We start from the raw sequence: 13,725 nt of genomic DNA, 5'->3' as shown, positions 1-13,725 counted from the left end.
CGACGGAGGGGGGCGTAAGTGGCATCTCGCGGAGGGCGGGCGGGGGCCGGGCGCCCGTAGAGTGGCCGGGTGGAAGCAGCCGACATCGCCGACGACATCACCGAGGTCCTCTACACCGAGGCCGAGATCCATGAGCGGATCCGCGCCCTGGCCCGCGCGATCGAGCGCGACTACGCGGGCGAGAACCTGCTCATCGTCGGGGTGCTCCGCGGCGCCGTGATGGTGATGGCCGATCTGGCCCGTGAGCTCAAGCTCGACGTCGTGATGGACTGGATGGCCGTCTCCTCCTACGGCAGCGGTACCAAGTCCTCCGGCGTGGTGCGAATCCTCAAGGATCTCGACTCCGACATCACGAACCGCAAGGTGCTGATCGTCGAGGACATCATCGACTCCGGCCTCACGCTCTCCTGGCTGCAGGGCAATCTGCGCAGCCGCGGCGCGGAGTCGGTCGAGATCTGCGCGCTGTTCCGCAAGCCCGAGGCCGCCAAGGTCGAGGTCGAGGTGGCCTACGTGGGCTTCGATATCCCGAACGAGTTCGTGATCGGGTACGGCCTCGACTACGCCGAGCGCTACCGCAACCTGCGCGATGTCGCCGTCCTCGCCCCGCACGTCTACGCGTAGCGCCGCCGACACTGCGCAGGAGAGCCTCGAGCGGCTCTTCGCGGTGCCGCTGCTGGGCTACCACATGAGCTATCCGACCTCGCTGCGGGCGGATCTCGAGTTCAACTACTGGTGGCTCGCGCACGCGATCGACGCGGCCGTCGATGCCTTCGAGCGCACCGGGGACACACAGCACCTCCAGCGCGCCCGCCGGATCCACCGCGCGATCCGCCTGCGCAACGGCGGGCGCCTCGTCAACGGCTACTTCGACGACATGATGTGGCTCGGCTGTGCTCTGGCTCGCCTGGGGGAGGCCTCGGGGGAGGCGCGCTTCCTCGAGCGCGCCGATCGCCTCTGGCGCTTCGCCGTCGAGAAGGGCTGGAACCTCCGCCACGGCGCCAGCCTCGCCTGGCGTCGCCGCCAACTGGACTACAAGAACGCTCCCGCCAACGGCCCGTTCGTGATCCTCGGCGCCCACCTGGAGCGGCTGCGCCCGCACGGCCGCGAGGTGCTCGTGCGCGCCGCCTTCGACTGGATGCACGTGCGCCTGCGCGACGACGACACCGGTTTCATCGCCGACGGTATCGGGCGCGAGGGCGGCTCCGCCCGCGACGACTGGGCCTTCAGCTACAACCACGCGGTCTACATCGGCGCCGCGCTCGCTCTGCACCGCCTCCGGCCCGACCCCCGCCTGCTCGCGCACGCCTCCCGCACCGCCGAGGATCTGCTCGACCGGCTCGGGTCCGACGGTGTCTTCGTCGAGCAGGGCACGGGGGACGGCGCCCTGTTCGGCGGTATCGCCTACCGGCACCTCGTCGACCTCGCGACGACCAGCGGAGTCGCGCCAGCCGTCGCCACGCGAGTGAGCGACTTCGTCTCGGGCAGCGTCGCCGCACTCCAGCGCTCCAGCCTGCGCGGCGGAGTGCTGCTGGCCGGGCCGCGCTGGGACGCGCCGCCGTCGCTGCCCGCCACTCTCTCCGCCGAGATCGGTGCTGTGCTCGCCGTGGAGGCGTCAGCGAGACTCGACCGCTCGCCGTTGCCGTCAGACTGACCGAGTGAAGGCACCCCAGAAGCGCACGCCGGCCGTCGTGATCAATCCGAGCAAGTTCGACGACGTCGGCGCCGCGGAGGATCTCGTGGCGACGATCGCGCGCCGCCACGGCTGGAACGAGCCGCTCTGGTTCGAGACCAGCCCCGAGGACTCCGGGGTCGGCGCGGCCCGAGCCGCCCTCGCGGCCGGCGCGGACCTGGTCTGCTCGATGGGCGGCGACGGAACTGTGCGCGCGGTCGCCACCGTGCTCCGTGGGACGGGCCTGCCCTACGGCCTGCTGCCCAGCGGCACGGGCAACCTGCTCGCACGCAACCTCGGGATCCCGCTCAACTCGCTGCCCGAGGCGGTCGAGATCGCCCTGCTCGGCCAGGACCGCGCCATCGACGTCGGCACGGCGACCTTCGACGACGGCGAGGAGCGGGTGTTCATGGTGATGGGCGGGGTGGGCCTGGACGCCGAGATCATGGATAAGACGGACGAGGAGCTGAAAAGGCGCGTCGGCTGGGGCGCCTACTTCGCGGCGGGGGCGCCGGCGATGTTCAAGGCCGGCTTCGATGTGACGCTCACGATCGACGGTGCTCGTGAGCCTGCTCAGCGCTGCTACATGGTGCTCGCCTGCAATTGCAGCTCGGTGGTGGCGAACATCGAGTTAGCGGCCGGTGCCGTGCTCGATGACGGCGACCTGGAGCTGGTGCTGCTGCGGCGCCGGTTCGGCCTCGCGCTGGACGTGGCGACCGGTAACCGCAATGGGCTCGCGTCGCTGCGACAGTGGCCGGGTCGCGAGTTCTCCTTCGAGCTGGATCAGCCGGTGCTCGCCGAGCTGGACGGCGATCCGATCGGCCGCACCCGCTCCGGCCGTTTCGGCGTGGATCCGGGCGCCCTGCTCGTGCGCCTGCCGGTGCCGACGCCGAAGAGTCCCGGGCTGACTCCGCGCGACTCCGTGATCATCGACACGTCGGCGATTGCGACGCTGCTACCGCGGGAGTCCGCCTCCTGACGCTTGCGCTAACTTCTTTACGGTCGTAAGTTATCTGACGACCGTCAAGAAAGGCGCCGCTGCGCCGGAGAAGAGGAGCCATGAGCGATCCGAGGCCTGCCCGCTCCCGCGAGCTTCTCGTCACCGCGATCACCACCGCTCTGGATCACCCCGGCGACGACCAGCCCTCGATCACCGAACTCTGCGCCGCGGCCGGGGTCAGCCGACCCACGTTCTACCAGCACTTCGGCGATGTCCCCTCGCTGATCGAGGCCGCCGCGATCGAGCGGATGCACGCGCTCTTCGGCGACGTCGCGACCGGCCTCGCCCCCGCCGACTGGGAGGAGGCGGTCCCGCGCATCGTCCGCGCGCTGCTCGAGGGTCTGCTCGTGCACGCCGACTTCTACCGCAGGGTGCTCAGCGGAGGCACGGCCCGCGCCGTGCAGGAGTCGGTCGTCGCGTTCCTCGCCCAGCGGCTTCTCACCTTCTCGCCCCTCGCCGAGCGTGCGCCGGGCGGAGGCGACCACGCGCGCGTCGAGCGCTTCGCCGTCCTCCTCGCCGCCGGCACCATCTGGCTGGTCGTCGGCTGGCTTCTGGACGGCGACGCCCGCCGCTCGGCCGCCCGGGCCTCCGCCGACATCGCCGAGCTCCTCGTCACCGGAGTCGCGTCGCAGCGGCTCGCCGCCCTGCACTCCACGAAGTAAAAGGACCATGACCACCTCCCCGCTCCGCCGCGCCCTGCGCGCCGTGAACCCGCGCCTCGTCGTCGTTTTCGCTGCGATCGCTCTCATCCCCCTGATCTACGCGGGACTGCTGACCTCGGCCACCCTCGATCCCACCCATCACCTCGGCACCGTGCCCGCGGCGATCGTGAACGAGGACACCGGCGCGACGGCGGCGGACGGTTCGACGCTCGCTCTCGGCCGCGATCTGGCCGACGAGCTCACCGCCAGTAGGTCCGACTCGAACTTCGCCTGGACGGCGACCGGCGCCGACGAGGCGGCGCGCGAACTCGCCTCGGGCGACGTGTTCGCCGTGCTGACGGTGCCGGCCGGCTTCTCCACCGACGTGGCCTCGGTCGGCGGCGCCGACCCCGCCGCCGCCGTCCAGGCGAAGCTGTCGATCGAGACGAACGACGGAGCGAACCTGATCGTCGGCACCATCGCCTCCACCATCGGCACCACCGTGACGAAGACCCTGGAGGAGGAGGTCGGCGCGAGCTACCTCCAGAACGTCTACCTCGGCTTCACCACCGTGCACTCCAGCCTCGAGCAGGCGGCCGACGGAGCCGCGCAGCTGGCGGCCGGCGCCGACACGGCCGCGTCCGGCTCCTCCGAGCTGGTCGTCGGGCTCGCGCAGCTGCAGGACGGCACGGCGCGGCTCGCCACGGGTGCCGACTCCCTCCGCTCGGGTGCAGGGGCTGCGGCGACCGGGGCGGCCACGCTCTCCTCCGGGCTCCAGCAGATCGCGAGCGGGACCGGCGGGCTGCCTGAGCAGGCGAGGGAACTCGACTCCGGTGCCCGCTCGGTCGCCGACGGCGCGCACACGCTGGACGGCGCAGCGGCGACGCTCGCCTCGGGCGCCGCCGACCTCGCCGGGGGGACCTCAGCGCTTCGGGACGGCGCGGCATCCGCGGCCACCGGTGCCCAGGCGCTCGCCACCGGGTCGGCGACCGTGTCCGAGGGGGCGAGGAAGGCGCTCGCCGGAGCCCGGGATCTCGCGACCGGCGCAGGGGCGCTTGCGGCCGCGACTCCGGATCTCGCCGCTGGAGCGACCGGTGTCGACTCCGGCCTCGCTTCGCTGCTCTCGCGGTACGACTCGCTCTCCGACGCCCAGCGCGTGGCCGAGCTGACCGCCCTCGAGAAGGGCGCGGCCACGCTCGCCGGTGGGGCGGCCGCGGCGGACGCCGGCGCGCAGACGCTCGCGGCCGGTACGACCACGCTCGTCGGCGGCGACGGCAGCGGAGTGACGGCGCTCGCCGCCGGCGCCGCCACGGTATCGAACGGAGCGTCGGACCTCGCGACCGGCACGTCGGCGCTGGCCGCCGGAGCCGGCCCCGCCGCCGAGGGCGCGCAACGGCTCCAGAGCGGCGCGCAGGCTCTCGCCGGGGGAGCGGCGACCCTCGACGGCGCAGCAGCGACGGTCGCGGGCGGAGTGGACACCCTCTCCGGCGCCGTCGGCCCGCTCACCACCGGCATCGCCTCCGCGGCGTCCGGCGCCGCCGATCTGGCCTCGGGAACGGCCGCGCTCGCGACGGGCGCCGCCGACCTCGCCGCCGGCGCCGACACCGCAGCCACCGGCTCGGCCGACGCGGCCACCGGCTCGCAGAGCCTCGAGGACGGCATCGACTCGCTCGCCTCCGGGTCGCGCACCCTCGGCACGACGCTCTCGGACGGCGCGGCCGATGTCCCCAGCTACACCGACGAGCAGGCGCAGGAGCTCAGTACCGTCGCAGCCGCTCCGGTCGGGATCGACGCCGAGCGGTTGAACCGTGTGCCGTCCTACGGCTACGGCCTCGCCCCCTACTTCATGGCGCTCGCGCTCTGGGTCGGCGCGCTCGCGTTCTACCTGATGAGCGCCCCGCTGAGCGCCCGCCTCCTCGCCGCCCGGCGGCCGGCCTGGGTGATCGCCCTGCGCAGCTACCTCCCCGGTGCGCTGATGGCCGTTGCCCAGGGTGTCCTGGCCGCGCTGGTCATCCGCTTCGGAGTGGGCGTGGAGGCGTCGAACCTGCCCGGGCTGATCGGGGTCGCTGTGCTCACGAGCCTCACCTTCGTGGCGATCAATCAGGCGCTGATCGCGCTCCTGGACGCCCCGGGCCGCTTCCTGGCGCTGCTGATGATCGTGCTCCAGCTGTCCTCGGCCGGAGGCACCTATCCCGTCCAGACGGCGCCCGCCTTCTTCCAGGCGGTCCACGGGGTGCTGCCGCTGACCGGCACCGTGGAGGCGTTCCGCTCGCTGATCGCCGGTGGCACCATCGGAGTCGCGCACGCGGTCCTGGTGCTCGTGCTCTGGCTCATCGGCGCTCTCGCCGTCACCGTGCTGGCCGCCGCCCGCCGCCGCCGCGGCCTGACCCCCGCCCTCCACGACCCCGAGCCCCTCCTCGAGCCCGCCTGACCGCCCGCGCCGCTCCAGCAAGGAAGAGGACGCGGACCGGGAAACGCGTGCCAGCGTTCCCCGGCAGTGCGGCGTGCCGCATCCCCGCCATCCAGCTCAGCCCACGGCGAACGCGCGGGCGTCGCTCAGAGCGCGGGAGGTAGCCTGTCACTCACATTTCCTCGTCAGAAAGGTGCCGGGTGTCGCACCCGCAACAAGCATGAACGTGAAGCGCATCTTCCGGGGTCCCATCCTCTACGTCGTCCTGGCGATCGTCGCGGTGTGGATCGGCTCCTCGCTGATCACCATGTCCGGCTTCCGACCGGTCACGACGCAGGAGGGCCTCGACCTCCTGAAAAGCGGCAAGGTCGATTCGGCGAAGATCGTCGACGGCGAGCAGCGCGTCGACCTCACGCTCAAGCAGGCCGACGGCGACAACGGTACGCAGGTGCAGTTCTACTACGTGGCCCCCCGCGGGTCCGAGGTCGTCGACGCGGTGTCCGCGGCCGACCTCGGCAGCACCGGCTACAACGACGAGGTCCCGCAGACCAACTGGTTCCTCTCGGCCCTCGGCTTCCTGCTCCCCATCCTCCTGATCGGCGCGTTCTTCTGGCTGATGCTCTCGGGTATGCAGGGCGGCGGCAACCGGGTCATGCAGTTCGGCAAGTCGAAGGCGAAGCTGGTCTCGAAGGAGTCGCCCAAGGTCACGTTCGGCGACGTCGCCGGCGCCGACGAGGCGATCGAGGAGCTGCACGAGATCAAGGAGTTCCTCAAGGAGCCCGCGAAATTCCAGGCGGTCGGCGCGCGCATCCCCAAGGGCGTCCTGCTGTACGGCCCTCCCGGCACCGGCAAGACTCTGCTGGCCCGCGCGGTCGCGGGTGAGGCGGGCGTCCCCTTCTACTCCATCTCCGGATCCGACTTCGTCGAGATGTTCGTCGGTGTCGGCGCGAGCCGCGTCCGCGACCTGTTCCAGCAGGCCAAGGAGAACTCGCCGGCGATCATCTTCGTCGACGAGATCGACGCCGTCGGCCGTCACCGCGGCGCCGGTATGGGCGGCGGGCACGACGAGCGCGAGCAGACCCTCAACCAGCTTCTGGTCGAGATGGACGGCTTCGACGTCAAGACCAATGTCATCCTGATCGCGGCGACGAACCGCCCCGACATCCTCGACCCGGCGCTGCTGCGCCCGGGCCGCTTCGACCGCCAGATCGGCGTCGATGCTCCGGATCTGCTCGGCCGCAAGAGGATCCTCGAGGTGCACGGCCGCGGCAAGCCGCTCGCCGGAGGGGTCGACCTCGAGGTCGTCGCTCGGAAGACCCCGGGCTTCACCGGTGCCGATCTGGCGAACGTCCTGAACGAGGCGGCGCTGCTCACGGCCCGCTCCAACGCGCAGCTGATCGACAACCGCGCGCTCGACGAAGCGATCGACCGCGTCATCGCGGGCCCGCAGCGCCGCACGCGGGTCATGCGCGACAAGGAGAAGCTGATCACCGCCTACCACGAGGGCGGGCATGCTCTGGCGGCGGCGGCGATGCGCCACACCGACCCGGTGACCAAGGTCACGATCCTGCCGCGCGGACGCGCCCTCGGCTACACGATGGTGCTCCCGCTGGAGGATAAGTACTCCACCACTCGCAACGAGCTGCTCGATCAGCTCGCCTATGCGATGGGCGGACGGGTCGCTGAGGAGATCGTGTTCCACGACCCGACGACCGGAGCGTCGAACGACATCGAGAAGGCGACCGCCATCGCTCGCAAGATGGTCACCGAGTACGGGATGTCCTCGAATGTTGGCGCGGTCAAGCTCGGTCAGTCCTCGGGCGAGATGTTCCTCGGCCGCGACATGGGCCACCAGCGGGACTACTCCGAGCAGATCGCCGAGAAGGTCGACGCCGAGACGCGCCAGCTGATCGAGCAGGCGCACGACGAGGCGTGGCAGGTCATCAACGCCAACCGCGACATCCTCGATCGCCTGGCGATGGAGCTTCTCGAAAAGGAGACGCTCGATCACGACCAGCTGGCCGAGATCTTCACGGACATCCGCCGCATCGACGAGCGCCCGCAGTGGCTCTCGAGCGACAAGCGCCCCCTATCCGACCTCCCGCCGATCGCGGTCCCGGTCGCGAAGGCGCCGATCGACTCCGCCGCGACCGACGGAGGCGTCTCCTCCGCGGGCGCCGACGAGGTCGCGCCGAAGCGCCCGCCGCTGATCAACCCGCGCCCCGCGACGGCGTAGCGCGCGCGTGCCCGTCGACAAGGCGCGCATCGAGGCGGCCGTCGCCGAGATCCTCGCGGCCATCGGGGACGACCCGGGCCGCGAGGGCCTCATCGACACGCCGCGCCGATGTGCCGAGGCGTACGAGGAGTTCTTCGGCGGGTTCGACGCCGACGCCGCCGCCCAGCTCAGCGAGACGTTCGCGGTCGTCGAGGGCGGTCAGGAGTCGCCGGTGGATCAGACGGTGATCGTGCGCGACCTCGCCTTCCGCTCCGTCTGCGAGCACCATCTCCTGCCGTTCCTCGGCGTCGCGCACATCGCCTACCGGCCGCGCCAGCGGGTCGTCGGACTGGGCCGACTGCCGCGCATGGTCGAGACCGTCGCGTCGCGTCCGCAGATCCAGGAGCGGATGACGGAGCAGATCGCCGACGCGCTCGAGCAGGGGCTCGACCCCGAGGGCGCGCTGGTCGTGGTCGACGCCGAGCACGATTGCGTGCGGATGCGCGGTCCGCGCCAGACCGACAGCTCCACCGTCACGGTCGCCGCCCGCGGCTCCCTCGCCGACCCGGCCGCCCGCGCCGAGATCATCGCGCTGATCGGCGCCGCGCGGGGGGAGTGACGTGGGCACCTCCGTCGCCGAGCTCACGCCGACCGGCCGCGCCGCGCTCCTCGGGATCCTCAACGTCACGCCGGACTCGTTCAGCGACGGCGGCCACTGGCTCTCGGTCGACGATGCCGTGCGCCACGGGCTCGACCTGACCCGGCCCGCCGGCGACGGGCCTGCCTCCTTCGGAGCCGACCTGGTCGACGTCGGCGGTGAGAGCACCCGCCCGGGCGCCGCCCGCGTCGACACCGCGGCGGAGCAGGGTCGCGTGCTACCCGTCGTTCGCGCGCTCGCGGCGGAGGGAGTGCGCGTGAGCATCGACACGATGAGTGCCGCCACTGCGCAGGCGGCCCTGGACGTCGGAGCCGTGGTCGTCAACGACGTCTCCGGCGGCCTCGCCGACCCGCGGATGCTGCCGCTGGTCGCTGAGCGCGGCGCCGTCTACATCGCGATGCACTGGCGCGGTCACAGCGCGGGGATGACCGCGCTCGCCTCCTACGGCGACGTGGTCGCGGACGTGCGCGGCGAGCTCGAGCGCCGGATCGACGCCGCTCGCGCCGCGGGGATCCGCGATGACCTGCTCCTGCTCGACCCGGGGCTCGGCTTCGCGAAGAACGGCGCGCACGACTGGGCTCTGCTGGCCGGGCTCGACGCGATCGTCTCGCTCGGGTTCCCGGTGCTCGTCGGGCACTCGCGGAAGCGGTTCCTCGCTCCGTTCGCCCCCGCCGGCGCTCCGGCCGCCGACCGCGACGAGGTCTCGGCCATGCTGAGCCTCGTTGCCGCCGAGCGCGGCGCCTGGGGCGTGCGGGTCCACGACGTCCGCTCGTCCGCCCGCGCCCTGGCGCTCGCCGCCCGACTTCAGGAGGAGACCCTGTGACCGCGATCGACCCCGCCGCCCTCGCCGTGCGCGACTCCATCACCCTCACCGGGCTGCGCGTACGCGCGCATCACGGCGTCTTCGACTTCGAGCGCGAGAATGGTCAGGATTTCCTGATCGACGCGACGGTCTGGCTCGATACCGCGCTCGCGGCGCAGGGCGATGCCCTCGCCGAGACCGTGCACTACGGCGAACTCGCGATTGCGCTGGCGGATGCGGTCAGCCGCGATCCGGTCGACCTCATCGAGACCCTCGCGGAGCGGCTCGCCCGGGTCGCTCTGGGCTTCGCCGCCGCCGACGTCGTCCGCATCACCGTGCACAAGCCGGACGCGCCGATTCCGCTGCCGTTCGCGGACGTCGCTGTGCAGATCACGAGGGCCCGCTCATGAGGCCGCGGCAGGAGCGGATCCGCCCGGTGCGGCACGTGGTGCTCGCACTCGGCAGCAACCTCGGCGACCGCCGCGCGCACCTCGAGGAGGCGCTGCGGGCGCTCGCGACGACGCCGGGGCTACGGATCGAGGCGGTATCCAAGGTGGTCGAGTCGCCCGTGTGGAAGCCCGAGGGCGTCGACGAGCAGGCGCCCGCGTACCTCAACGCGGTGGTCACCGGCTCGAGCGTCCTCGAGCCCGACGACCTGCTCGCGGCGACGGCGGCGGTCGAGCTCGCCGGCGGCCGGATCCGCGGCGAGGGTGAGGAGCGCTGGGGTGACCGGACGATCGACATCGACGTGATCGTGCTCGGCGGAGTGCTTCGGAGCGACGCGCATCTGACGCTGCCGCACCCGCGCGCGGCGGAGCGGGCCTTCGTGCTCGACCCGTGGCTCGACGTGGAGCCGGCGGCGGTGCTGCCCGGAGTCGGACCCGTCGCCGAGCTGCGCGGGCGGGCGACGGACCGCGTGGCCGACCACCCGGTCGGGCTGACCTGGCCGCTGCGCGACTCCGGAGCCGGCGCGGCCCGCGACAGTGCCACCGACCCCGAGAGCAGGACCCCGTGAGGCGCACCCGCATCAGCACCCTGCTCGGGCTCGGCCTCGCCGGGGCCGTCGCCGGCTTCCTCCTCGACCTCGCGATCGCGGCCGCGGGCCGCCCGGTGCTCATCCCACCGCTGACGGTGCCGCTCACTCTGGTCGTGGTCGCCGCACTCGTCCTGGGCTTCGCGATCCCGATTCACCGCGCGACGAAGGGCACGCTGCTGCGGCCCATCGACCCGTTCCGTGCGATGCGCGTCGTGGTGCTCGCGAAGGCGTCCAGCCACGTCGGCGCGCTGCTGCTCGGAGCTTCCGGCGGCATCCTGGTGTACCTGCTGAGCCGCGCGATCCCTTCGCTAGGCTCCGTGTGGCAGGACATCGCGACCATCGTGGGGGCGGTCGTACTGCTGGTGGCCGGCCTGGTCGCCGAGCACCTGTGCACCATCCCGCCGAGCGACGACGACGACAGCGCCGTCGGCGAGGTGAACCACGCCTGACGCCGACGCCCGGACCGCCGCGGGCAGTGAGGACGACGCCATGTCCGCCGACCCCGAGGGCGCGACGCCGCAGACCCGCACACGCGCGAGTGGGCGCCGACGGGACCGCCTCGACGTCACGGGGGAGTGGCGGCGCGTCTCGCCCAAGTACGTCGCCGTCGAGATCGTGTCGGCCGTCGTGTCCAGCGCGTTCCTGCTCGCCGTGCCCGTGGTGCTGCTCTTGATCGGCGTGTCCTGGGGCTGGATCCCGATGCTGGCCGCCGCGGCCCTGGCGGTCACCCTCCTGATCGTTGCCCCGCGGCGGGCACGCGCCTACGGCTACCTCCTGCGCCAGGACGACCTGCTCTTTCGCCGCGGCATCATGTTCCAGCGTTTCGTGTCGGTGCCGTACGGGCGGATGCAGCTCATCGACGTCAACCGCGGGCCGCTCGCCCGGGTACTCGGCCTCGCCGATCTGCGCTTCGTCACGGCCGCCGCGGCGACCGGCGTCAGCATCCCGGGCCTGGCCGAGGCGGAGGCGGAGGAGCTCCGCGACCGCCTGGTCGAGCTCGCCGAGTCGCGCCGGGCCGGCCTGTGACCGGACTCCGCACCGTCGAGACGGACCTCGCCGACGGGCAGTGGCACCGCCTCCACCCGGCGACCCCCGTCCTCAAGGGCGGGATCGGTCTCCTGGTCGTGCTCGGCATCGTGATCACCAACCTTCGAGAGCGCCTGGTCGAGCTGTTCCTGCCCGGGCCGGAGGGCTTCGAGAGCGGCGACCCGGTCGATGAGCTGCTGCGCCGAGGGCTGCTGGGCTGGGCGCTGCTGGTGGTGATGGTCGGCCTCGCGGTGGCCGTCGTCGCGTTCTGGCTGTCCTGGCGGATGCACACCTTCCGGATCACGGACGAGGTCGTCGAGGTGCGCTCCGGCGTGCTCTTCCGCACCAACCGGCGGGCGCGGCTGGACCGCATCCAGGGCATCGCGGTGCAGCGTCCCCTGTTCGCGCGGGTGTTCGGCGCGGCGAAACTCGAGGTGAGCGTCGCGGGGCAGGACGCGAACGTCCAGCTGTCCTACCTCGGTTCGCGGCTGGTGGACGCGCTGCGCCGCGACATCCTGCGCCTCGCCTCGGGAGTGCGCGAGCGGGAGGCGCAGGTCGACGGCCACGCCTCGGCGGGCGGGTTCCTCGCGCGGCGGCTGGAGGAGTTCAGCGAGCCGCAGGACGACGCGTCACCTGACTCGGTGGTCTCCATCCCCGCGGGTCGGCTCCTCGGCTCGCTCGTGTTCAGCGGATTCACACTGTTCCTGGCCGCCTCGGCCGTCGCCGTAGTGGTCGTCGCCGTCTACGGCTCGCCCTTCGTGCTGTTCGCGATCCTGCCGGGCCTGATCGGCTCGGGCAGCTACTACCTCCGCCAGTTCGTGCGCTCGCTCCGCTACTCGATCGCCGCGACACCCGACGGCGTGCGCGTCGGCTACGGCGTGCTCTCGACCAGCAGCGACACCATCCCGCCCGGGCGGATCCACGCCGTCGAGATCACTCAGCCGCTGCTCTGGCGTCCGTTCGGCTGGTGGCAGGTGCGGATCGACCGGGCCGGCCACGCGGCCTCCCGCGGAGCGAACGGGGAGCCGAACACCACGATCCTCCCCGTCGGCGACCTCGCAGCCGTCGAGCGCGTCCTCGGGCTCCTGCTGCCCGGCGCGAGCGAGGGCGCGGAGTCGACCCCCGTGGGCGACGCGCTCCGGCACCGCGACGCCGCCGGCTTCACCCGCGCCCCGCGCTCGGCGGTATGGCTTCGCCCGTTCTCGTTCCGGCGGACGGGGTACCGGCTGACGGACGAGGTCGCGATCCTGCGCAGCGGGGCGGTCTGGCGGCGGGTCGCCGTGGTGCCCCTGGCGCGGATGCAGAGCGTCGGGGTCCAGCAGGGGCCGCTCCAGCGCCTCCTGGGGCTGGCCTCGGCGCGGGTGCACACCGTGGCCGGCCCCGTCACTGCGCTCGTTCCCGTCATGAGCGCAGCCGACGGACTCGCCTTCTTCGACAGCCTCGCGACGGCCGGGGTGCGGGCCGCCGACCGCGACGCGAGCCACCGGTGGGGCCGCCGACCCGCCGCCCTGCCCGATTGGCCCGCTCCGGAGGGAGAACCGCATGCCTGAGAACCGCCGCGACGGACGCCTGGGTGTTGGCGTCATCGGCGCCGGACACGTCGGCCCGGTGCTCGGCGCCGCGCTCGCCGGCGCCGGTCACGCCGTGATCGGAGTCGCCACCACCAGCGAGAGCGGCCGCGAACGCGCCGACGCGCTGCTCCCGGGCGTGCCCGTGCTGGCGATCCCCGAGCTCGTCGAGCGCAGCGAGCTGGTGATCATCGCCGTCCCCGGGAGCGAGATCGCCGCGCTGGTCGCGGGGCTCGCCGCGACCGGAGGGTGGCAGCCCGGCCAGCTGGTGCTGCACACGGCGCCCGAGCACGGCTACGGCGTGCTCGCTCCGGCGCTCGCCTCCGGAGTCATCCCCCTCGCCGTGCACCCGGCGATGGCGTTCAGCGGCACCAGCCTCGACCTCGCCCGCCTCGCCGAGACCTACTTCGCCGTCTCGGCACCCGGGCCGGTGCTGCCGATCGCGCAGGCGCTCGTGGTCGAGATGGGCGGCGAGCCGGTGACCGTGGCGGAGTCCGACCGTGCCGCCTACGCGGAGGCCGTTTCGACCGCCACCACCTTCTCGACCGCGATCGTGGACCAGGCGGCGGGCCTGCTGGCAGGCATCGGCGTCGACAAGCCGGGCTTCTTCCTCTCCAGCCTCGTGCGCTCCTCCGTCGACGACGCGCTGCGCCGCGCGTCGGGTTGACACTGGTGCCTCACACCGCGGTGTCTCTGCACG

14 protein-coding genes are annotated in these 13,725 nt (G+C 72.6%); all 14 read left to right on the top strand.

Annotation, left to right across the window (positions count from 1 at the left end; translation table 11 throughout):
• The first annotated feature begins 69 nt into the window (after nucleotides 1-69).
• Complete coding sequence (gene hpt, locus C5D07_RS01150) at nucleotides 70-621, top strand: hypoxanthine phosphoribosyltransferase (protein ID WP_068255680.1); 552 nt, start codon at nucleotides 70-72, stop codon at nucleotides 619-621.
• Nucleotides 587-1,651, top strand: a complete 1,065-nt coding sequence (locus tag C5D07_RS01145; protein ID WP_104258435.1) for a glycoside hydrolase family 76 protein — start codon at nucleotides 587-589, stop codon at nucleotides 1,649-1,651. The genes hpt and C5D07_RS01145 overlap by 35 nt, the downstream gene beginning before the upstream one ends.
• 4 nt (nucleotides 1,652-1,655) lie before the next feature.
• On the top strand, nucleotides 1,656-2,648 hold the full coding sequence (locus tag C5D07_RS01140) for a diacylglycerol/lipid kinase family protein (protein WP_068255675.1): 993 nt from the start codon (nucleotides 1,656-1,658) through the stop codon (nucleotides 2,646-2,648).
• 80 nt (nucleotides 2,649-2,728) lie between these two features.
• Nucleotides 2,729-3,331: a TetR/AcrR family transcriptional regulator gene (locus tag C5D07_RS01135; protein WP_104258434.1), complete on the top strand. Its 603-nt coding sequence runs from the start codon at nucleotides 2,729-2,731 to the stop codon at nucleotides 3,329-3,331.
• Between the two features lie 7 nt (nucleotides 3,332-3,338).
• The gene (locus C5D07_RS01130; RefSeq protein WP_068255669.1) at nucleotides 3,339-5,741 is read left to right on the top strand and encodes a YhgE/Pip domain-containing protein; all 2,403 of its coding nucleotides are present in this window, start codon (nucleotides 3,339-3,341) and stop codon (nucleotides 5,739-5,741) included.
• A 199-nt stretch (nucleotides 5,742-5,940) separates the two neighbouring features.
• Nucleotides 5,941-7,956: an ATP-dependent zinc metalloprotease FtsH gene (gene ftsH / locus C5D07_RS01125; RefSeq protein WP_104258433.1), complete on the top strand. Its 2,016-nt coding sequence runs from the start codon at nucleotides 5,941-5,943 to the stop codon at nucleotides 7,954-7,956.
• A 7-nt stretch (nucleotides 7,957-7,963) separates the two neighbouring features.
• Nucleotides 7,964-8,554 (top strand): GTP cyclohydrolase I FolE, encoded by a 591-nt coding sequence (folE, locus tag C5D07_RS01120; protein WP_104258432.1) that lies wholly within the window; start codon nucleotides 7,964-7,966, stop codon nucleotides 8,552-8,554.
• Nucleotide 8,555: 1 nt separating this feature from the next.
• On the top strand, nucleotides 8,556-9,416 hold the full coding sequence (folP, locus tag C5D07_RS01115) for a dihydropteroate synthase (RefSeq protein ID WP_104258431.1): 861 nt from the start codon (nucleotides 8,556-8,558) through the stop codon (nucleotides 9,414-9,416).
• Nucleotides 9,413-9,805, top strand: coding sequence for a dihydroneopterin aldolase (gene folB, locus C5D07_RS01110; RefSeq protein ID WP_068255657.1), 393 nt, complete (start codon nucleotides 9,413-9,415; stop codon nucleotides 9,803-9,805). The genes folP and folB overlap by 4 nt, the downstream gene beginning before the upstream one ends.
• The gene (gene folK, locus C5D07_RS01105; protein ID WP_104258430.1) at nucleotides 9,802-10,410 is read left to right on the top strand and encodes a 2-amino-4-hydroxy-6-hydroxymethyldihydropteridine diphosphokinase; all 609 of its coding nucleotides are present in this window, start codon (nucleotides 9,802-9,804) and stop codon (nucleotides 10,408-10,410) included. The genes folB and folK overlap by 4 nt, the downstream gene beginning before the upstream one ends.
• Entirely contained in the window at nucleotides 10,407-10,880 is a 474-nt protein-coding gene (locus C5D07_RS01100; protein WP_068255651.1) for a DUF3180 domain-containing protein, read from the top strand. The genes folK and C5D07_RS01100 overlap by 4 nt, the downstream gene beginning before the upstream one ends.
• Nucleotides 10,881-10,920: 40 nt before the next feature.
• Nucleotides 10,921-11,457, top strand: coding sequence for a PH domain-containing protein (locus tag C5D07_RS01095; protein WP_104258429.1), 537 nt, complete (start codon nucleotides 10,921-10,923; stop codon nucleotides 11,455-11,457).
• A complete protein-coding gene (locus C5D07_RS01090; RefSeq protein ID WP_068255646.1) occupies nucleotides 11,454-13,007 on the top strand; it encodes a PH domain-containing protein in 1,554 nt (517 codons plus the stop codon). The genes C5D07_RS01095 and C5D07_RS01090 overlap by 4 nt, the downstream gene beginning before the upstream one ends.
• Complete coding sequence (locus C5D07_RS01085) at nucleotides 13,000-13,692, top strand: Rossmann-like and DUF2520 domain-containing protein (protein WP_068255643.1); 693 nt, start codon at nucleotides 13,000-13,002, stop codon at nucleotides 13,690-13,692. Before C5D07_RS01090 ends, C5D07_RS01085 begins: the two co-directional genes overlap by 8 nt.
• The last annotated feature ends 33 nt before the right edge of the window (nucleotides 13,693-13,725 follow it).

Origin of the sequence: Rathayibacter tritici, assembly GCF_002932875.1 — a bacterium.
GTDB classification, from domain to species: domain Bacteria; phylum Actinomycetota; class Actinomycetes; order Actinomycetales; family Microbacteriaceae; genus Rathayibacter; species Rathayibacter tritici.
This window is presented reverse-complemented; position numbering and strand designations above follow the sequence as displayed.